At 70.1% G+C, this 19,844-nt stretch carries 18 protein-coding genes and 1 pseudogene; 9 read left to right on the top strand and 10 right to left on the bottom strand.

Features of this window, described 5'->3' with window-relative positions; genetic code table 11:
- Positions 1-284 precede the first annotated feature (284 nt).
- Complete coding sequence (locus P696_RS0124050; RefSeq protein WP_026414344.1) at positions 285-1,166, bottom strand: SIS domain-containing protein; 882 nt, start codon at positions 1,164-1,166, stop codon at positions 285-287.
- An 89-nt stretch (positions 1,167-1,255) separates the two neighbouring features.
- On the opposite strand from P696_RS0124050, the gene P696_RS0124045 reads away from it, so the two are divergent.
- Positions 1,256-2,035: a DeoR/GlpR family DNA-binding transcription regulator gene (locus P696_RS0124045; protein WP_026414343.1), complete on the top strand. Its 780-nt coding sequence runs from the start codon at positions 1,256-1,258 to the stop codon at positions 2,033-2,035.
- A 518-nt stretch (positions 2,036-2,553) separates the two neighbouring features.
- Here the strand turns inward: P696_RS0124045 and P696_RS0124040 are convergent.
- From P696_RS0124040 to galU, 5 genes are all read right to left on the bottom strand, one after another.
- Positions 2,554-3,261 carry an SIS domain-containing protein gene (locus P696_RS0124040; RefSeq protein ID WP_026414342.1) on the bottom strand — a complete coding sequence of 236 codons (708 nt, stop codon included), beginning with the start codon at positions 3,259-3,261 and terminating at the stop codon, positions 2,554-2,556.
- 137 nt (positions 3,262-3,398) lie between these two features.
- Positions 3,399-3,881: a MogA/MoaB family molybdenum cofactor biosynthesis protein gene (locus P696_RS0124035; RefSeq protein WP_034486584.1), complete on the bottom strand. Its 483-nt coding sequence runs from the start codon at positions 3,879-3,881 to the stop codon at positions 3,399-3,401.
- Positions 3,882-3,990: 109 nt separating this feature from the next.
- Entirely contained in the window at positions 3,991-4,494 is a 504-nt protein-coding gene (gene moaC, locus P696_RS0124030; protein WP_026414340.1) for a cyclic pyranopterin monophosphate synthase MoaC, read from the bottom strand.
- Complete coding sequence (glp, locus tag P696_RS0124025; protein ID WP_026414339.1) at positions 4,491-5,699, bottom strand: molybdotransferase-like divisome protein Glp; 1,209 nt, start codon at positions 5,697-5,699, stop codon at positions 4,491-4,493. Before glp ends, moaC begins: the two co-directional genes overlap by 4 nt.
- Before the next feature lie 54 nt (positions 5,700-5,753).
- Positions 5,754-6,671 carry a UTP--glucose-1-phosphate uridylyltransferase GalU gene (galU, locus tag P696_RS0124020; RefSeq protein WP_026414338.1) on the bottom strand — a complete coding sequence of 306 codons (918 nt, stop codon included), beginning with the start codon at positions 6,669-6,671 and terminating at the stop codon, positions 5,754-5,756.
- 18 nt (positions 6,672-6,689) lie between these two features.
- Here galU and P696_RS0124015 point away from each other — a divergent pair, with 18 nt between their 5' ends.
- From P696_RS0124015 to P696_RS59115, 4 genes and pseudogenes are all read left to right on the top strand, one after another.
- On the top strand, positions 6,690-7,295 hold the full coding sequence (locus tag P696_RS0124015) for a 5-formyltetrahydrofolate cyclo-ligase (RefSeq protein ID WP_245627788.1): 606 nt from the start codon (positions 6,690-6,692) through the stop codon (positions 7,293-7,295).
- A 298-nt stretch (positions 7,296-7,593) separates the two neighbouring features.
- Positions 7,594-8,586, top strand: coding sequence for an NAD(P)-dependent oxidoreductase (locus P696_RS0124010; protein ID WP_026414336.1), 993 nt, complete (start codon positions 7,594-7,596; stop codon positions 8,584-8,586).
- A 138-nt stretch (positions 8,587-8,724) separates the two neighbouring features.
- On the top strand, positions 8,725-10,215 hold the full coding sequence (locus P696_RS0124005) for a potassium/proton antiporter (RefSeq protein ID WP_026414335.1): 1,491 nt from the start codon (positions 8,725-8,727) through the stop codon (positions 10,213-10,215).
- 171 nt (positions 10,216-10,386) lie between these two features.
- A pseudogene (locus P696_RS59115) lies at positions 10,387-10,527 on the top strand (FmdB family zinc ribbon protein); the annotation flags it as partial.
- Positions 10,528-10,541: 14 nt separating this feature from the next.
- Here the strand turns inward: P696_RS59115 and P696_RS59110 are convergent.
- The gene (locus P696_RS59110) at positions 10,542-10,685 is read right to left on the bottom strand and encodes a hypothetical protein (RefSeq protein ID WP_342669040.1); all 144 of its coding nucleotides are present in this window, start codon (positions 10,683-10,685) and stop codon (positions 10,542-10,544) included.
- A 265-nt stretch (positions 10,686-10,950) separates the two neighbouring features.
- Here P696_RS59110 and P696_RS0123995 point away from each other — a divergent pair, with 265 nt between their 5' ends.
- The 4 genes from P696_RS0123995 to P696_RS0123985 all read left to right on the top strand — a co-directional run bounded on the left by P696_RS0123995 (position 10,951) and on the right by P696_RS0123985 (position 15,735).
- Positions 10,951-11,769: an S-methyl-5'-thioadenosine phosphorylase gene (locus P696_RS0123995; protein WP_026414334.1), complete on the top strand. Its 819-nt coding sequence runs from the start codon at positions 10,951-10,953 to the stop codon at positions 11,767-11,769.
- Between the two features lie 410 nt (positions 11,770-12,179).
- The gene (locus P696_RS59395; protein WP_157429883.1) at positions 12,180-13,634 is read left to right on the top strand and encodes an SAF domain-containing protein; all 1,455 of its coding nucleotides are present in this window, start codon (positions 12,180-12,182) and stop codon (positions 13,632-13,634) included.
- A 50-nt stretch (positions 13,635-13,684) separates the two neighbouring features.
- Positions 13,685-14,083, top strand: a complete 399-nt coding sequence (mscL, locus tag P696_RS0123990) for a large conductance mechanosensitive channel protein MscL (protein WP_026414333.1) — start codon at positions 13,685-13,687, stop codon at positions 14,081-14,083.
- A gap of 464 nt (positions 14,084-14,547) precedes the next feature.
- Positions 14,548-15,735, top strand: a complete 1,188-nt coding sequence (locus P696_RS0123985) for an FAD-dependent oxidoreductase (protein WP_026414332.1) — start codon at positions 14,548-14,550, stop codon at positions 15,733-15,735.
- 579 nt (positions 15,736-16,314) lie between these two features.
- Here the strand turns inward: P696_RS0123985 and P696_RS47640 are convergent.
- Genes P696_RS47640 through P696_RS54780 form a run of 3 tightly spaced genes read right to left on the bottom strand, consistent with a single transcriptional unit; the run spans position 16,315 to position 19,780 of the window.
- Positions 16,315-17,691, bottom strand: coding sequence for an amino acid permease (locus P696_RS47640; RefSeq protein ID WP_051468082.1), 1,377 nt, complete (start codon positions 17,689-17,691; stop codon positions 16,315-16,317).
- Positions 17,688-18,116, bottom strand: coding sequence for an acyl-CoA thioesterase (locus P696_RS0123975; protein WP_026414331.1), 429 nt, complete (start codon positions 18,114-18,116; stop codon positions 17,688-17,690). Before P696_RS0123975 ends, P696_RS47640 begins: the two co-directional genes overlap by 4 nt.
- A complete protein-coding gene (locus tag P696_RS54780; RefSeq protein WP_170026566.1) occupies positions 18,107-19,780 on the bottom strand; it encodes an AMP-binding protein in 1,674 nt (557 codons plus the stop codon). The genes P696_RS0123975 and P696_RS54780 overlap by 10 nt, the downstream gene beginning before the upstream one ends.
- Between the last annotated feature and the right edge of the window lie 64 nt (positions 19,781-19,844).

The raw sequence follows: 19,844 nt of genomic DNA, 5'->3' as shown, positions 1-19,844 counted from the left end.
AGACGCGGACGCAGACGCGGACGCAGACGCGGACGCAGACGCGGACGCAGACGCGGACGCGGACGCAGACGCAGACGCGGACGCGGACGCGGACGTGGACGTGGACGCAGACGCGGACGCAGACGCAGACGCAGACGCAGACGCGGACGCGGACGTGGACGCGAGCGCAGACGTGGACATGGGCGTGAGTGCAGACGCACGCGCGGACGCGAGCGTGAGCGTGGGGAGCGGGGGTGGTGTGATCGCGAGGGCTGGGGTGGGGCTTGGCGGGGGTGTGGGGGGCATCAGCTGAGGATCACGGAGCGGGTGAGGTTGCGGGGGGTGTCGGGGTCGTGGCCGGCCTGGCGGGAGAGATGCAGGGCGAGGCGTTGGACTCGGACGAGGTCGGCGAGGGGGTCGAGGGAGCTGGCGATCATGGTGCCGCCCACGCCGGCGACCTGGGCGGCGAGGCCGGACGGTGGTTCGCCGAACATCCAGGTCACGCGGCCGGGGCCCGTGATCGCGATGGGGCCGTGGCGGTGCTCCATGGCCGGGTAGGACTCGGTCCACGCCGTAGCGGCCTCGCGCATCTTCAGTGCGGCCTCGTGCGCGAGGCCGACCGTCCAGCCGCGTCCGAGGAACGTGAACTGGTCGGCTGTCAGCGCCGCCTCGGGAAGGGGGTCTGCCAGCGCCTGTTCCGCATCCGCGATGGCCGCGCCGAGGTCCTCCCCCAGATGCGCGCGAAGGAGCGCGAGTTGGCTCGTCGCGAACCGGGTCTGGACGACCGACCGCTCATCCGCGTAGTCGAGCACGATCACCTCGTCCGCCGCCGTCATCACCGGGGTGGACGGGTCGGCGGTGATCGCGACCGTCGGCAGGTCGGTGCGGTCGAGCAGGTCCAGGACCTCGGTCGTCGTCCCCGAGCGGGTGAGCGCGAGCACCCGGTCGTAGCGCCGCTCGGACGGAAACTCCGAGGCGGCGAAGGCGTCCGTCTCGCCGAGTCCGGCACCCTCGCGGAGCGCGGCGTACGACTGGGCGATGAACCAGGACGTGCCGCAGCCCACCACGGCCACCCGTTCGCCGGGACGCGGCAGCGCGGCGGCGACGGCGCCCGCCCCGTCCCGCGCGGCGCGCCGCCACAGGTCCGGCTGTGAGTCGATCTCGCTCTCGGTGTGCTTCCCCGTCACGACAACCCTCCAATGATGCTCATTAATGCTCGTTTCTTACCTCAAACAGACACAAAGAAACAAGGCCGTGCACGGCTAGACTCCCCTGCGTGACCCGTCACGAACGCTTGAACGCGCTGCTGGAACTGCTCGCCGACGCCGGGCAACTGAGCGTCGAGGAGGCCGCCGCACGCATGGCGGTGTCAGCCGCGACGATCCGTCGCGACTTCGACGAGCTCGCCCAGCAGCAGATGCTCACCCGGACCCGCGGCGGCGCGGTCGCCAACAGCGTCAGCTACGACCTGCCGCTGCGCTACAAGACCGCCCGGCACGCGTCCGAGAAGCAGCGCATCGCCGCCGCGACGGCCGGGATCGTCCTGCCCGGCGCGATCATCGGCCTGAACGGCGGGACGACCACGACCGAGGTCGCCCGCGTCCTCGCCACCCGCCCGGACCCGGGCGGCGGCCGCCCCGCGCTCACGATCGTGACGAACGCCCTCAACATCGCGAGCGAACTGGCCGTCCGCCCGCACGTGAAGATCGTCCTGACCGGCGGCGTGCCCCGACCCCAGTCCTACGAGCTGACCGGACCGCTGGCCGCCGGCATCTTCGACCACGTCACCCTCGACATCGCCGTCCTCGGCGTGACCGGCATCACCGCCGAGCACGGCGCGACCTGCCCCAACGAGGACGAGGCCGCCGTCAACCGCCTCCTCGCCGACCGCGCCGACCACGTCGTGGTCGTCGCCGACGGTTCAAAGATCGGCCGCCGCGACTTCGCCCGCATCTGCGACACCACCACCATCAACACCCTCGTCACCGACGAAACCCTCACCGACGAGGCCGCCGCCCCCTTCATCGAAGCCGGCGTGGAAGTCATCCGCGCCTGACCTCCGACCGCCCTCCCGGCCATCGGCGACGCGGGGCGGTGGGTGAGCCGTATGCCCTTCCCCCGGCCCACCACCGCCACCGCTACCGCCACCGGGAACTGGGAATCGGTCGGCCAACGTCGCCACCATCCGGCCCGCCAGCGGGCACCTGGCCGCCGAGCAGCAAGTCCGCCGGAACCCCGCCGATCCTCGGCGCAACACTCCTTCCGCCCGACGGCACCGCCCCGTCGGCATGCCTTCTCCACGGCCTGGAAGGCACCCGCTCACATTGCCTCAGGGCCCCATCGCCCCATCCCTCAATTCACCCCCGATTCGCCACCCCTCGATTCATCACCCCGGGCCGCCACTCCTCGCACCGTGCCTCCTCGAGCCATCACCGCTTGAGCCGTCGCCCCCGAGCCTTCACGGTCGGCGGGTCGATGGGTCGGCGGGTCGGCGGGTCGGCGGGTCGGCGGGTCGATGGGTCGGTTAGAGCTCGCGTTGGGGTGGTGGATGAGGGGGGAGTGGTCTGGGAGGGACTAGAGGTAGAAGATGCGGTCGGCGTTGGTCTCGAGGAGTTGTGTGTTGTGGTCGGCGCCTCCTGGGAGGTTGACGGAACGGAAGACGGGCGGGGTGAGGCCGCGGGCGAGGAGGCGCTCGATGATCGCGGCGGTCAGGGCCTGGAGCAGGGCGCTGACGATCACGCCGGACGTCGCGCAGAACGGCTCGGGGACGGACGGGTCGCTGAGGATCGCATCACCGACGGGGACATGGTTGTCCAGGACGACGTGTGCGACATCGGCAAGGCGGGTCTCGTACGCGCGGGACGTCACCGCGAGGACGGTCAGCCCGCGCGCAACCGCGAGCTCGGCGATTTCGACCGGGAGCGCGTTGCGGCCGGAGACCGACACGACAATCAGGACGTCGCCTTCCCGGACGGGCCCGTTGTCCAGGAGCGCCGACGCGAGCCCCGGAAGGCGTTCGAGCGCCGTGCCCAGCGTGGCGGGTCGGGTCTCGACCCCGGTGAGGCCCGGGGCGAGCAGCGGGTTGACCAGCATCAGGCCGCCCGCGCGATAGACGATGTCCTGCACCGGCAGGGCTGAGTGCGAACTGCCGAACGCGAACAGCCGGTGCCCCGCGGCCAGCGCCGCCGCGGTCGTCTCGGCCGCCGTGTCGATCCGTTCCCGCTCGGCGTCCCGGACGGTGCGCAGCAGCTCGGTCACCGCGTCGAAGTACGCGTCGCTCATCCGGCTCACACCGGCATGTTCCGCCGTTCCGGCCGACTCGTGAACCCTCTCTCACATCCATGTTCACGAGCCTAGAAAGCAGGTCCCACCTTCCGAAAGTCCACGGCCGAACTGTGGATAACTCACATCACCGCAGGTCAGACAGCCCGTGGATGGTCGCCACCAGCGATCTGGTCGACAGCATGGGCGAGGACGGGCACTAGAACCGCCATCCCGTCGCGGACGCCGCCGGTGGAGCCTGGCAGGTTGACGACCAGGGTACGTCCGGCCGTCCCGGCCAGGCCCCGCGAGAGGATCGACGTGGGCACGGAGTCCCTGCTCACGGCGCGGATGGCCTCGGCGATGCCGGGGATCTCCCGGTCCAGGACGCGCCTGGTCATCTCGGGAGTGAGGTCGGTCGGGGTGAGCCCCGTTCCGCCCGTGGTCACGACGACGTCGTACCCCTCGGACACGGCGGCGCGCAGGGCCTCCTCGACCGGTTCGCCGTCCGGGACGACGCGCGGCCCGTCCACCTCGCAGCCCGCTTCCGCGAGCAGTGTGACCAGCACCGGCCCGGATTTGTCCGCGTACACACCGGCCGAAGCGCGGTTCGAAACGGTCACCGCCAATGCGCGGATCATCGATGCCCTCCTCTGCGGACGTGCCCGCCTCCGCGAAGATCGCAGGGCGAGCAACGACCACTATCCCAAGCGATCGACGTCCGCACACAGACGCCCTCGTGCGCGCGTGTTAACGCGCCCTACCGGGGTTGCGCTGCCAGAGGCCGGTCTTGCCGCCGGTCTTCTCCTCCACGCGCACATCAGTGATGACGGCAGCAGGGTCGATGGCCTTCACCATGTCGATGAGCGCCAGCGCGGTGACCGTGACCGAGGTGAGCGCCTCCATTTCGACGCCCGTGCGGTCGGCCGTACGGACGAGCGCCTCGATCGCCACGCCATCGTCCTCGACGGAGAGGTCGACCTCGACGCCGTGGATGGCGATGGGGTGGCAGAGGGGCACGAGGTCAGGGGTGCGCTTCGCGGCCATGATGCCCGCGATCCGCGCGACGGACAGGGCGTCCCCCTTGGGCACCTCGCCCGCGCGCAAGGCCGACACGCACGCGGGCGAGAGCCGGACGAATCCGGTCGCGGTCGCCGTACGCGTCGAAACGGCCTTGGCCGAGACGTCCACCATCCGGGCCGCGCCCTTGTCGTTCAGGTGGGAGAACCCGGCGAACTCCGAACCCATGGTCATGACGGCAGCCTCATCACCTCGACGTGGGAACCCGCGGACGCCAGATCGACGGCCTCGGGCAGGACGATCAGCGCGTTGGCCGACGACAGTGAGCCCAGCTGGTGCGAACCCTGGCCTTCGGCCGGTGTCACCGTGTAGCCGTCGGGCCCGTAACGCAGGTTCGCGCGCAGGTAGTGCCGGATGCCCGCGGGCGACTTCAGGTCACCGTCCAGGACGGCCGAGACCGTCGGCAGCGGCTCGGGCGGCAGGCCCTGCATCGCGCGAAGGGCCGGGCGGACGAACACCTGGAACGACACATACGCGCTGACCGGGTTGCCGGGCAGAGTGAAAATCGGGGTGCCCTGCAGAAGGCCGAACCCCTGCGGCTTGCCGGGACGCATCGCGACTTTGTGGAATTCCACGGTTCCGGTGCCGGTCAGGACTTCCTTGACCACGTCCCTGGTGCCCATGGACACCCCGCCGGACGTGACGATCGCATCCGCGCGCATGAGCTGGTCCTCAAGTGTCTCCAGGACCTTGTCGGGCTCGTCCCCGACCGTGCTCTGCCGGTAGCCGACTCCACCCGCCTCGATGACCGCAGCGGTGAGCATGAAGCTGTTGGAGTCCCAGATCTGGCCGGGCGCGAGTGTCGAACCGGGCTCGCGCAACTCGTTCCCGGTGGACAGGACGACCACGCGCGGACGAGGCCGGACCACTGCACGCGGCCGTCCGACGGCGGCCATCATGCCGAGCTGGGTGGCGCCGAGGCGGGTCCCGACGGGGGCCACGACCTGCCCTTCGAGGACGTCCTCCCCAGCGCGCCGGATGTAGTTCCCTGACGGCGCCGAACGGCTGATCCGGACGGACGTGCCACCGCCGTCGGTCCATTCGACCGGGATGACCGCGTCGGCTCCGGCGGGCACAGGCGCGCCCGTCATGATGCGCGCGGTGAGCCCGGCGCGGATCGCCGCCACACCGTCGTCACCTGCCACGATGTCGCCGACGACGGGCAGCGTGACCGGGGTCTCCTCGGTCGCGCCCGCGATGTCGGACGCCACGACCGCGTAGCCGTCCATCGCCGAGTTGTCGAACGGCGGCAGCGGCATGGGCGCGGCGACCTCCTCGGCGAGCACGCCGCCGGCGGCCTCCAGCAATGCCAGGTCAAGCGGCGGCAGTACCGGCACGGAGGCCAGGATCCGCGCCAGATGCTCTTCGACCGTCCTCATCGTCCGTCCTTCCGGCGGGTCGTCACAGGTCGTCGGTGCGACCGCAGCGGGTCGTCACGCGTCCTTCACGGTGTCCTGCGCGCGCACGAAGTCACGCAGCCAGGCCATGAACTCGGCGGACAGGTCCTCGCGCTCGGAGGCGAACTGAACAACGGTCTTCAGGTACTCGAGCTTGTTGCCGGAGTCGTAGCGGCGGCCCCGGAACTTCACGCCGTACACGCCTCCGCCCTCGTGCGCGGGCATGTCGGCGAGGGTGCGCAGCGCGTCGGTGAGCTGGATCTCTCCCCCGCGCCCGGGCGGGGTCTTCTCCAGGACGTCGAACACCGCGGGGTCGCAGACGTAGCGTCCGATGATGATCCAGTTGCTCGGCGCCTCTTCGCGCGCGGGCTTCTCGACCAGGTCGGTGATGCGGACGACGTCGTCCTCGTCGGTCGCCTCGATCGCGGCGCAACCGTAGGCGGACACCTGGTCGGGCTCGACCTCCATCAGCGCCACGACGCTGCCGCCGTACTGGTTGCGGACCTCGATCATGCGCTTGAGCAGGGGATCCCGGGCGTCGATCATGTCGTCGCCGAGCAGGATCGCGAACGGCTCGGTCCCGACGTGCTGGCGGGCGCAGAACACCGCGTGCCCGAGGCCGCGCGGCTCGCCCTGCCGGACGTAGTGCATGATCGCCAGGTCGGCCGACTCGCGGACGGCCGCCAGGCGCTCGTCGTCGCCCTTGGCGTTCAGCGCCTCCTCGAGCTCGTACGCGCGATCGAAGTGGTCCTCGATGGAACGCTTGTTGCGTCCTGTCACCATCAACACGTCGGTGAGGCCCGCGTCCACCGCTTCCTCGACGACGTACTGGATCGCAGGTTTGTCGACGATGGGCAGCATTTCCTTGGGAGTCGCCTTGGTGGCGGGCAAGAATCGGGTCCCAAGCCCTGCCGCCGGAACGACGGCCTTGCGTACAGGTGCGAAGTCGGCCATGTAGAGACCCTAGTCATCGTGAAGGACCAGAGCGTGCACGACATCGGTTCCAAACCCGCGCTGCGGGCTGAACTTCTGGCCAACCGTGCGGAACTGTCTGCTGACGCCCGTTCGGCGGCGGGACGCTCCCTCCGGGACACCCTGCTGGGCGTCCCCCAACTGGAGATGGCCGGAGCGGTCGCCGCCTACGTCTCCCTCGGCACAGAGCCTGAGACGCACGGGCTGCTCTTCGCCTTGTGGAAGCGCGGCACGTACGTGATCCTCCCCCGGCTGCTCCCAGACGGCGAACTCGACTGGGCTTCTTATGAAGGGCCCGACTCCCTCGTCCCCGGCAGGTTCGGTCTTATGGAGCCGAGCGAGCCCGCGCGTGGCGTGGGAGCGATCGCGAGCGCGGACGTCGTCGTCGTACCGGCCCTGGCCGTGGACCGGACCGGTGTTCGGCTCGGGCGCGGCGGCGGATCTTATGACCGGGCCCTCGCGCGCGTGAGCCCGGCCGTCCTGACGGTGGCGCTGCTCTACGAGGGTGAGCTGGTGGACTCCCTCCCCAGAGAACCCCACGACCAGCGGGTCCGCGCGGTCGTGACGCCGGAGTCGGGGCTTCACCTGCTGGGAGGCGCCGATTAGGGTGGCCCCGCACACAGAGATCTGTCGGCCGCTTCGGGCCGTCGCGCTTTCCATCCTGGCGTGACGCTCATTTGAAGTGGTCCCGCCCACGCAGCCGCCATCCGGTGCGGCCGACGTGCGCACGCACGAGGCGGGCGTCAGATCCTCTGCGGCAGAACGGACGGCCGCCTGACCGGTACCGGCCGTCCACATGCGGATTTGGCCGCTGAGCCGGGGGACTCTCGCAGGGCCGTCCCGGCGGCGGATCCTCGTGCGCACGCGACCGGTCATCGGCGGGAGAAGGGACGGCGAGGACGGTATGACGACGACACCGTGGAATGTGCTGGCGCTGGCGCCTCTAGGCGAGGACATCGTCCGGGGGCTGTTCGCGCCGCTGGGGGACGCAGTCGAGGTGTCGTTCCCACCCTCGCGCGATCGCGCGGGGGTGCACGCCGCGATCGCCGAGGCGGACATCGTCGTCTCCGACTTCTCCGGTGACCTGACCCTGGACGCCGATGCCGTGGCCGCCGCCCCTCAGCTCGCGTTCGTGCAGTTGCCTCAAGTCGGTTCGGACAACGTCGACTTGGAGGCCCTCACCGCGGCGGGCGTTCCGGTCGCCAACACCGCGGGCGTCAACGCGCGCGCGGTAGCCGAGTGGGCCGTTGGGGCCGCATTCTCGCTTTGCCGTGGCCTGGCCTGGGCCGACCGTGCCGTCCGAGCCGGTGCCTGGCCCCAGATGGAAACGCTCGTGCGCGGGGGACGCGAGCTCCACACGCAGCGTGTCGGGATCGTCGGCTACGGCGCGATCGGCTCGGAAACGGCCCGCCTGTTCTCAGCGCTCGGTTGCCCGGTTTCCTACTGGACACGTCGCCGCCGTCCCGAAGCGCCCGCCACCTACCGTGAGCTGGACGATCTGCTGGCGCACTCCGACATCCTGGTGGTCGCCCTGCCGCTGACTGACGACACCCACGGCCTGCTGGACGAGGCCAAGCTGGCCCTCCTCCCGTCCAACGCGCTGCTGATCAATGTCGCGCGCGCGGGCATCGTCCCGGAGGACGGTCTTCTGGCGGTGCTCGATTCGGGCGATCTCGCGGGCGCGGCATTGGATGTCTTCGAAGTCGAGCCGCTCCCGGCCGACCATCCCCTGCGCACACACGAGAACGTCCTCCTGTCGCCTCATGCGGCGTGGGCGACCACACAGGCACAGATCAACAGCGCGGTAGTGATCCAGGACAACGTGAAGGCGGCCATCGAGGGACGCCCCGTGCGCAACGTCATCAACGGCCTGTCACCCAAGATCGATCGCCGCTGACCCTCGCCGTAGAGGCGCGGACCGGCCACGCAGCTCACCGCAGAAGCCCAGGTCACAGGGATTACTGAACGCCCGTTATGCGATTGATGGGCGGACTACATAGGATCTCTTAACGATCACCTAGGCGAAAGGTGGGATGTGCAGCTCGACCTCTGGCTACTCCTTGGAGCCTCGCTCATACTCTGTGCGATCGTCGCCGTGCGACTGTCCACGAGCGCGGGACTCCCGACCCTTCTCGCCTACCTGGGCCTCGGCCTGCTGATCGGCGAGTCCGGCTTCGGACTCCGCTTCGACAACGCCGAACTCGCCGAGGTCCTCGGCCTCGCGGCCCTGGTGCTCATCCTCGCCGAGGGTGGCATCACCACCGACTGGCAGAAAGTGCGCGCGTCGGTGCCCGCCGCGCTGTCGGTGTCGACGATCGGCACGCTCGTCAGCATCGGCGTCGTCGCCGTGGCCGCCGCATGGCTGCTGGGCATGGACTGGCGGCTCGCGTTCCTGCTGGCCGCGGTATTGGCCCCGACCGACGCCGCAGCGGTGTTCTCCGTTCTGCGGCGATTGCCGCTCCCCTCGCGCCTGACGGGCCTCCTCGAGGCCGAGTCCGGCTTCAACGACGCCCCCGTCGTGATCGTCGTCGTGACGCTGAGCGCGGCGAAGGCCGCGAGCGAGGCGCCGAACCTCGTCGAGCTGGCCGGGGTCATGCTCTACGAGCTGGCCGTCGGCGGCCTCATCGGCTTCGCCGTGGGCTGGGGCGGGGTGTACGCCCTGCGCCGGCTGGCGCTACCCGCGTCCGGCCTTTACCCCATCGCGGTGCTGTCCCTGTCAGTCGGCTCTTACGGCGCGGCGAACCTGCTCCACTCCAGCGGATTCCTGGCGGTCTACGTCAGCGCGCTGGTGCTGGGCAACGCGCGCCTTCCGCACCGCCCGGCCACGCGTGGTTTCGCTGAGGGAATCGCCTGGCTGGCCCAGATCGGCCTGTTCGTCATGCTCGGCCTACTGGCATCCCCCAGCGACCTGCCCGCGCAGATCGTCCCCGCACTGGTGATCGGTTTCGTTCTGCTTCTTGTGGCGCGGCCCTTGTCGATCCTGATCTCCACGGCCGGATTCAAGTTCTCCCTAGGGGAGAAGCTGTTCGCCTCCTGGGCGGGCCTACGCGGAGCGGTCCCGATCGTCCTCGCCACCATCCCCATGGTGAAGGACGTACCTGGCGCCAGCCGCCTGTTCGCGATCGTGTTCACCGTCGTGGTCCTGTTCACCCTTCTCCAGGGGCCGACCCTGCCCCTGGTGGCTCGCTGGTGCGGCCTCAAGGAGGACTCACGCGCACGCGAACTGGGCGTCGAAGCTGCTCCGCTCGAGGAACTTCATGCCGACCTCCTGGAAGTCCGCATCCCGGAGGACTCCAACCTGAACGGTGTCGAGATCTTCGAGCTGCGCCTCCCGCGTGGGGCGCAGATCACACTCGTCGTCAGGGACGGCGAGAGCTTCGTCCCGGAGCCCACCACGACCCTGCGCGCAGGAGACACCCTCCTGGTCGTGAGCACGGCGGAGGCGCGCGAAACCGCGGAACGCCGCCTGCGCGCGGTGAGCCGCCGCGGCAAACTCGCGGGCTGGTTCGGTGAGACGGGCGCTTAGGCAGGACGCCAGGGGCACCCTGACCTGGCCTGATCACTCCCCGCGTGCGGGCAGGAGGCCGAGCCGGGAACAGATCGGTTGCGAATCCTGTTCACTACATCGGTACCATTAGCAGTCATCTACGGTGAGTGCCAGTCCGGAACCCCCGGCCTGAGGCGACAAGGAGGGACCGTGCCGACGTATCAGTACGTTTGCACCGAGTGTGGCGAGCCTCTGGAGGTCGTGCAGAAGTTCAGCGACGACGCGCTGACCGAGTGCCCGGCGTGCGGTGGCAAGCTTCGCAAGGTCTTCTCGGCCGCCGGCATCATTTTCAAGGGCTCGGGCTTCTACCGCACCGACAGCCGGGGCGGTTCGTCCTCGACCGTCAGCACTCCGGCCTCCGCCAAGTCGTCCTCAGGGAACGGCTCGTCGGACAGCTCTTCTTCGGCGTCGTCCTCTTCGGACTCGTCGTCCTCTTCCTCGACGAGCACCGGCTCGGCATCGTCCGAGAAGGTCGCCTGACCGCTCAGCGGTTCGTTCGACTTCCCTACAGCCGGGGGCTCCCACACATGGAGCCCCCGGCTGTTGGCGTCTGCGTAGGCCCGCGGGCATGTCCGTGAACCGGGTGGCAGAGCCTCCCCACCGATCAGGGCCGGCACCTGCACCCGCGTGGGCTGGACCTCGGTTGTCAGCGAGTTATCCACAGTTGGCCGCCGAACTTCTGTGATCTCCGGCGGGCTGGCTAGGGTCGGCGGCATGTCCACTTCGACTTCCCCGTCCGCCGAGATCGGCGTCATCGGCGGCTCCGGCTTCTACTCGTTCCTCGACGACGTCACCGAGATCGAGGTCGAGACCCCCTACGGCCCGCCGAGCGACCCGATCGCCGTCGGCGACCTGGGCGGACGCCGCGTCGCCTTCGTCCCCCGGCACGGCCGCGACCACCGATTCCCGCCGCACCGCATCCCCTACCGGGCGAACCTGTGGGCCCTGCGTTCCCTCGGCGTCCGGCAGGTCCTGGCCCCGAGCGCGGTCGGCTCGCTCACCTCCGACCACGGCCCGGGAACCCTCGTCGTCCCCGACCAGCTCGTCGATCGGACGTCGGGCCGTCCGCAGACCTTCTACGACGACGCGGCGGCGGTCCACCTCTCCTTCTCCGACCCGTACTGCCCCACGGGCCGCCACACCGCCCTGTCCACCGCCCGCACGGCCGACTGGCCCCCGGTGGACGGCGGCACCCTCGTGGTCATCGAGGGCCCGCGCTTCTCCACGCGCGCCGAGTCCCAGTGGTTCGCGGCACAGGGGTGGACGCTGGTCGGCATGACCGGCCACCCCGAGGCCGTCCTCGCCCGCGAGCTCGCCCTCTGCTACACCCCGCTCTGCCTGGTCACCGACCTCGACGCCGGCATCGAGGAGGGCGAGGGCGTCACGATGGCCGAGGTTCTCCGCGTGTTCACCGAGAACATCGACCGCCTCCGCCCCCTGGTCGCCGACATCGTCGCCAGCCTCCCCACCGACCGCACCTGCCCCTGCCCGGCCGTCCTGGACGGCATGAAGCTCCCCATCAGCCTCCCGTAACCGAGAGCGCCGGACAGATCCTCATCTGGCGATCGCCCCCCTTCCCGGCCCGGCGTCCCCTCCCCGGCAGTCCGAAGTCAGCGTCCAGCCGCTAACGACATCGTTGTTGCGGCTCGATGCCCCACATCCGCAAGCCCATCCATTCCGCAACAAATCGACTACGGAACGCGCGGCTTTCCAGGGACGCTTCCGATCACCAGAGCCCATCGGTCGCTGCTGATGCCACCCCCGAGCCTGGCGAGGGCCTGCCTCCGCGGCGATCGACAGCAGCCCGCCTCAGCCCAACGTCCAGAGCACAGAAAGTGCAGATGACATGCCACAAGCATCAAGAGCCCCAGAACTCCGGCCTGGGCGGAGCCCACACCGGTTTGAGAACGCCGCGCAGGCCTTAGAGCACCCAGGAGGGTGGGATGAGTGACCGGTTCGGGCTTCGTCGACGACTCTTAGCCGCACTGTTCGCAGCGCTCGGAAGCGGGCTCGCCATATTGGCGATCCAGCCGCCCTCGCCCCAAGCCGTCCGGATCGTGGTCGCCGCGCGGGATCTCGCCGCCGGGGCCACTCTCCGGCCGGGTGACCTTCGGATCACCGCACTTCCCCCTGCGGTACGCCCGGACGGAGCAGTCCGGAATCCGCCGGTCGGCCGCGTCCTCGCCGGGGCCGTCCGGAGAGGCGAGGCTCTCACCGACGCCCGCTTCCTCGGGCCAGGACTGCTGGATGAGCAGCCACCGGGAACGGTGGCCACACCCATCCGAGTGGCGGACTCGGCAGCCGCGCGGCTCCTTCGCCCGGGTGACCGGATTGACGTCCTCGCGGCCACGCCTCCTGGGGCTGCGTCAGATCCTCCGCCGATACCTGACATGTCGGCTCCGCCCCCCAGCCCAGATGCGACCAAGACACCGGCGGTCGGTAAGCCGTCAGTCAGCGCGACCGCCACCCCCTTCGCCGACACGAGTGTCGCTCTACTGAAGCCACCCGCCCGCAGGGCCACCCGAACGGCCGATGAACCGGCGGCAGGTGGCCCTGCCCTCGGATCCAGGGGGTGCCGCGAGGCCCCCGACGCCCCGGATGCAGCAAGGACGCGGAGACCAAGGGCCTGCCAACGTCTGGAAGCCGTCTCGGTCGTTCCCCGCATGGCTCTGACTGCGCTTGGCGGCCGTGGGGATTCAGCGATCAGCGGTTACGGCTGCGCGGCAGTCACTACGGAGTCCGGCACGTCAGCCCCGCCAAGGAGTTTCGCCCCCGTCGCGGATCTCTCCCACTGCCAGCCGACCACACCTACGAGGGTCGGCGGAGGGCTGGGCTCACCCGGGCGGGCAGCAGCAGGACAGGGAGGGAGCAATGACCGGGCACTGAGGCCAGGAGCGACAGGCGTGACTCCAGCTTGGAGAGCGCTGCCACCCGCGCCATTCCCCGCCCCCATTCCCGTTCCTGCCCCCGTTCCCGTTCCTGCCCCCGTTCCCGTTCCCGCTCCCGCCCTCGTTCCCGCTCCTGCTCCTGCTCCTGCTCCCGCACGGGAGGTGGTTGCGGCTAACGCTGCGCGGGAGTTGATAGCACCGGGGCCCGCCTGCGAGGTGGTGGTGCGAGCCGAACCGGCTGGTGAACGTGGACTGTGGAGCGCCAAGCGAATGGCTGCTGTACGGCACATCGGCCTCCAGCCCATGAGCGTTGGTGACCGAAGGGCCGGATTGGTCGGCTGGTCACGGGTCCTGGTGGCGTCGGTCCTCGTTCTGGCAGTGCCTCGAGAGGAGGGCAGCCTCGGTGGTGGGGGGCAGGGGGCTCTGGTCGTGCTGGCGACCAGTCGTTCGCAGGCCACTGCATTGGCGGGAGCCGGAGGGCCGCTGGTGGTGGTGCTTGTGAAGGATTGATCGCTTCAATATGTTACGGCTTAGTAACAGTCAGCGACGAAAGGGCGCTCGTGTCGGGGTTCAAGAAGTTCTTGCTTCGGGGCAACCTGGTCGATCTCGCTGTCGCCGTCGTCATCGGCGCGGCGTTCAGCACCTTGGTCACAGCCTTCGTGAGCGCGTTCATCGGCCCACTGCTGGCGCTGCTCGGTGGCCAGCCGAATTTCGACAATCTCAGCTTCACGATCAGCGGGACGGTGTTCCCCTATGGGAAGTTCCTCACAGCGGCGATCTCCTTCCTGATCATCGCCGCTGTGGTCTACTTCTTCGTCGTCCTGCCGATGGCGAAGCTGCTGGAGAGGGCCATGCGCAAGGAGGAGGCGTCGGAGCACCCCTGCCCGCGCTGCCGCAGCGAGATCCCACTCGATGCGACCCGCTGCAAGTTCTGCACGTCAGAGGTCCAGCCCGCCTGAACCAGGCTCGGGCGGCCGTTGACAGCGGTTTCCTTTCGACGCCAACTCACCTCCATGTTCGTCGCACATCCGCGTCCGACGGCGTCGCACATCGGCGTCCGTCGCACGTCGGCGTCGATCGCACGTCGGCGTCGATCGCACGTCGCACGGCGCACATCCGCGCACGGCGCACATCCGCGCACGGCGCACATCCGCGCACGGCGCACGTCCGCGCACGTCCGCGCACGTCGGCGCACGTCGGCGTCCGTCGCGCGTCGGCGCACGTCGGCGTCCGTCGCGCGTCGGCGCACGTCGGCGCACGTCGCACGGCGGCGCACGGCGGCGCACGTCGCACGGCGGCGCACGGCGGCGTTTGGCGGCGTTTGGCGGCGTTCGGTGAGCGCTTCGGGCGTGAGTTTGATCGGGGTGGGGGTGGGGTTGCTGGGGGATGTCACAGGTTGGTGGGGCGGGTCGTCCTTGATGGCATGACGACCAAGGGCAGGACCATCACCATTGTCGGCGGCGGACTTGGGGGGCTGACGGCGGCCATCGCGTGTGCTGAGGGGGGCGCGTCCGTTGTCCTTCATGAGGCGCACAAGAGGGTCGGTGGGCGTGGGCGTGCGACGGCCTCGGCGCTTCACCTGGCGCATGACGGCGCGCACGTCTTCTACGCCGACGGGCCTCACTACCAGTGGTTGAAGAAGCGCGGCCTCGTGAAGGGGTTGGGGTGGCCCTCACCGCTGGCCTTCTCTCACGTGCGCTTTCGCGTGGACGGACAGTTGCGTACCGCTCCCCCGTCGGGGGTGCTGCGCGCACAGTCGCGAGGGTGGTTGAAGGCGCCGGTGGACGAGGACTTCCACAGCTGGGCGTCCAAGCGGTGGGGTGAGGAGACGGCGCGGCGGCTGGCCAGCATGATCGCCGTGACCACGTACGACGCCGACACGGGACGCCTGTCCGCCGCGTTCGTCTGGAACCTGATCCAGCGGGTTTACGGGCCGCGTGTCCCGGCCGTCCGGTGGGTGAAGGGAGGTTGGCAGACCGTCCTCGATCGGATGGAGCGGCGCGCCGCCGATCTCGGCGTGCGGATCGAGACCGGTTCGCGTGTGGACACGCTGCCCGAGGACGGTCCGCTGATCATCGCGACGCAGCTGGCGTCGGCGGGACGGCTGTTGGGTGAGGAGAGCCTGTCCTGGACGAGTGGGCACTGTGCCCTGCTCGATATAGCCGTCCGGACTGATCGGAAGGATCGGACGATCGTCTTCGACCTGGACGAGGGCGCGTTTCACGAGAGCTACACCATGCAGGACGACTCGATCGCGCCGCCGGGCGAGTCCCTGTTCCAGCTGCAGATGCCCGTCCGGCCCGGCGAGCGGAACCAGGAGACGCACGGGCGGCTGCGCGCGTTCGCGGATCAGGTCCTGCCGGGGTGGGCCGACCGGGTGACCTTCGAGCGGACCGCGACCGCCAAGGGACGCACCGGGGCGCTCGACCTGCCCGGCCAGACCTGGCGGGACCGTCCGGCCATCGACCGCGGTGACGGGGTCTACCTGGTCGGGGACATGGTGGCCGCGCCGGGGATGCGTGGCGAGATCGCCATCAACAGCGCCGTCGCCGCCGCCCACCTGGCCACGTCGGCCACGTCCCGGTCGCAGACCATCCGGACGAATCACTGACGAACGGACCCGGCGGACGAGTCCCGAAAGCCTCGTCCGCCACGTCCCCCACCTCCGCCACCTCCGCCACCTCCGGAAGTCTCGTCCCTCGTCCAGATACTCGGCGATCTGGACGAGGGTCTGGTACAAGCGCGAGCGAGCCTCGGTAACTGAGATCAGGTTGCCGCTCCGCTGCTGCACCGGGGGCAGCGGTCGGTGGACTGGTGGGACCCCTTGCGGTGGCGCAGGGCGGGGAGAGCCTGCATACGGCTTAGTCCAGCGCCTCCTCGGCAGCCATCGTCATCACCACCACCGAGGTGCCTTCGCGGTCTTGAGTGTCGTCACTGGTCGTTGTCAGTACCGTCGCATCGTCGCCGTCGCATCGTCGCCGTCGCATCGTCGCCGTCGCAGGTGTGGGGAGGGTCGCTGCTGATGGGGCGTCGCGCCGGTTCCTTCGTCGTGGTGGCGAATGTGCTGGACGGCGCGCTGGGTTTGGCCCGTGTCGGATGGCCGGTCTCAGGGGGAATGCTGGCTTCTCGGACGGGCCGGGGTGTCCGGCCGCTTGCCCCGGACGCTGGGGTGAGCCCGGGGCAAGGCAGGTCAGCGGCGGGATTGGCGGAGGACGCCTGCGAGGACCGCGATGACGGCGACCGCGAGGGTGAGGGTCAGCGAGCGGCGGGTGTCGGAGTGGGTGGCCAGGAAGATCAGCATCGCGCCCAGCAGGACGACGACCAGCCAGGACAGGTACGGGTGACCCCACATCCGGACGGTCGGGACGAAGCCCTCGCGGTCGGCTCGGGCCCGGGCGCGGAGTTGCGTTACGGCGATCGTCAGGTACAGCAGGACGATCACCGAGCCGCTGGAGTTCACCAGGAAGTCGAACACCGCCGTGGTGCTGACGAAGTAGTTCGCGCAGACCGTGACGAATCCGGCGATGGAAGCCAGCAGGACGCCCGCCACCGGCACGCCCTGCCGGTTGGTGCGGCCGAGGAACCGGGGCGCCTCGCCGTTCGCGGCCAGGGCGAACATCATCCGGGACGAGGTGTAGATCCCCGAGTTCAGGCAGGACAGGACGGCGACGAGGACGATCACGTCCATGGCCGTCCCGGCGTGCGGGATGCCGAGGGTGTCGAGAACCGCCGCGTACGGGCTGGAGGTGACGCTCGCCGAGTCGTGCGGCAGCAGCGTCACGATCACCGCGACCGAGCCGATGTAGAAGATCAGGATCCGGGTCACCGTGGACCGGACGGCCTTGCGCACCGCCTCGGCCGGGCGGACCGCCTCCCCGGCCGCGATCGTGACGACCTCGGCGCCGTTCAGCGCGAACATCACCACGAGCGCGGCGGGCACGACCGCGTACCAGCCGTGCGGCGCGAAGCCGCCGTGGTCGAGCAGGTTGGCCGTGCCCGGCGCGTCCACGCCCGGCATCAGGCCCGCGATCGCGAGCACGCCGAGCACGATGAACAGGACGATCGCGACGACCTTGACCAGCGCGAACCAGAACTCGGACTCGCCGTAGGCGCGCACCGCGACCAGGTTCGCGCCGGTCAGGACGACCATGAACAGCAGCGCCGCGGACCATCCGGGCACGTCCGGCAGCAGTTTGTGGACCAGGCCGCCGCCGACGACGGCCTCGACGCCGACGGTCACCGACCAGGAGTAGGCGTACATCCAGCCGATCGCGAGCCCGGCCCAGCTGCCGAGCTCGCGGGAGGCGTAGGCGGCGAACGAGCCGGTCGCGGGGGTGGTCACCGACAGCTCGGCGAGCATCCGCATCACCAGCACGACCAGCAGGCCGGACGCGGCGTAGGAGACCAGCGCGGCCGGTCCGGCGGACCTGATCACGCTGCCGCTGCCGACGAACAGCCCGGCGCCGATGACGCCGCCGATCGCGATCATGCTCATCTGGCGGTCCGCGAGGGCCGGCTTCAGCGCCGTGTCGTCCTGCGGGGCCGCGGTCTGGGTTCGGATGGTCATGGCGCCTCCAGGGGGGCGAGGTCGCGCATTCGCGGGGTCCAGGGGGTGGGACGGCCGGCCTGGTCGATCTTGACGATCGTCCGGGTGCCGGTCGCGCTGGGCGCCGCACCAGGCTCGGTGCGGCAGGCGAACGCCCACTCGGCGCTGGTGCGGCCGAGGCGTCGCAGGGTGAGCTCGACGAGCAGCGGTCCCGGGCGGGACACGGGCGCGGCGAACTCGATCGTGAACGCGGCGACGGCGTAACGCAGGTCGTCGTCGCGGTCGTGGGTGGCGGTGGTGTCGAATCCGGATCGGGCGAACAGCGCGGTCGTGGCACGTTCCACGTGCAGCGCGAAGCGCGCGTTGTGCAGGTGGCCGTTCACGTCGAACTCGTCGAAGTGGACGGTCGTGGGGATCTCCCACGTGGGCGCGGACGTCACGTCCATGTGCCGGACGTTCCGTCGTAGGTGGGGGTCGTGGAGAGCAGGTTTCGGACGGCCGCTTTGGAGACCCGCTCGGACGCCGTGCGCGGGAGTTCATCCACGTATGTCCAGTAGCGCGGGACCTTGAAATAGGCCAGCTGGGCCCGTCCGTGGGCGATCAGCTCCTCGGGCGGGACGGCGTCAGCGCCGCCCTCGACCACGACGACGGCGTGCACCTCCTCGCCGCGCAGCTCGTCCGGCTCGGGCAGGACGGCGGCCAGCGCGACCCGCGGGTGCAACTGCAGGACGGTCTCGACCTCCTGCGCGGAGACGTTCTCGCCGCTGCGGCGGATCATGTCCTTGGTGCGGCCGATGTAGTGGACGCGGCCCTCGGCGTCCATTCTGGCCAGGTCACCGGTGTGGAACCAGCCGCCCGCGAACGCCCGCGCGGTGGCTTCGGGGTCGCGGAAGTAGCCGTGCATCATGCCGGTCCCGCGCAAGACCAGCTCGCCGGTCTCGCCGCGCGGCACGGGCGTCGTGCCGTCCGGTCCGACGATCATCGCCTCGCGTCCGGGGACGGGACGGCCTAGGCATCCGGTGCCGACGGCCGCGTCGTGGTCGTCCGGGCCGAGCCGGATGTCACTGCCGGTTTCGGTCATTCCGAAAGCCTCGAACCACGGGACGCCCCAGCGCTCCTCCAGCGCTGCGTGCAGCGCGGGCGGGATCGCGGACGCGCAGACCGCCCGAACCCGGTGGTTCCGGTCGTCCTGCGTGGGCGGCATGTCGAGCAGCAGCTTCGGCATGAGGCCGAGGCAGTAGAACCAGGTCACGTCGTGTTCGCGGACCTTGTCCCAGAACGTCGTGGGATGGAACCGGTCGAGCACGACCAGCGACGCCCCGGCCATCAGCCCGACCGCGACGTTCCACTGCGGGTCCATGTAGTGGAACGGCTGCGCGGTGAGGATGACGTCGTCCTCGCCCAGGTTCGGCCACCCGTCGACGAGCCCGGCGGCCAGGGTCGTCCAGTATCGGTGCGGCAGCACACATCCCTTAGGCGCACCCGTCGTGCCGGACGTGTACTGGACGTTCGCCACACTCTCCGCAACCGAAACCGGTTCCGTGGACGACGGCGGGCTGTTGAGAACGTTCCCCTCGGAAAGCGCACTGCCGGGTGGCGCGTCGTGCGAGAGCGTGCTGACCGGACGGTTCCCAGCGGAAAACGCTCCACTGGGTGACGCCTCGTGCGAGGACGCGCTGACCGGAAGGTTTCCCTGGGGAGACGCTTCGGTCAGGGGCGCGACGTGGTCGAGGTCGATGACGTGGGTGAGGTCGGTCGCGGGCCGGATCTCTTCGATCAGCGGGACGAACTCGCCGGTCGTGAGGATCACGCGGCAACCCGCGTGCGCGATCACGTGCGTCGCGTCGTACTGCCGGTAGCCGGTGTTGACCGGCACCATCGCCGCGCCGATCTTCGCCGCCGCGAGCCAGCTCAGCGGGAACGCGGGCCGGTTGCGGACCATCACGGCGATCCGGTCCCCCGGCCTCACGCCGTGCGCTGCCAGGAGGGCGGCGAGGGTGTCCGTCCGCCGGTCGACCTCGGCGAACGTCAGCCGCTCCCCCGTCTCGTCGAACGTCCAGGCGACCCGCTCCGGCCACAGCGCCGCAGCCCGCCGAACCAGCCCGTCCAACGTCTCCCCCCGCCCCAACGCCCCTCCCTGCACCTCGGTGCGGGGTTGGGTGGTTGTGGGTGGC

This window comes from Actinomadura oligospora ATCC 43269 (assembly GCF_000518265.1).
GTDB lineage: Bacteria > Actinomycetota > Actinomycetes > Streptosporangiales > Streptosporangiaceae > Spirillospora > Spirillospora oligospora.
The sequence above is the reverse complement of the archived record's forward strand: the minus strand, read 5'-3'. Positions and strand labels throughout refer to the sequence as shown.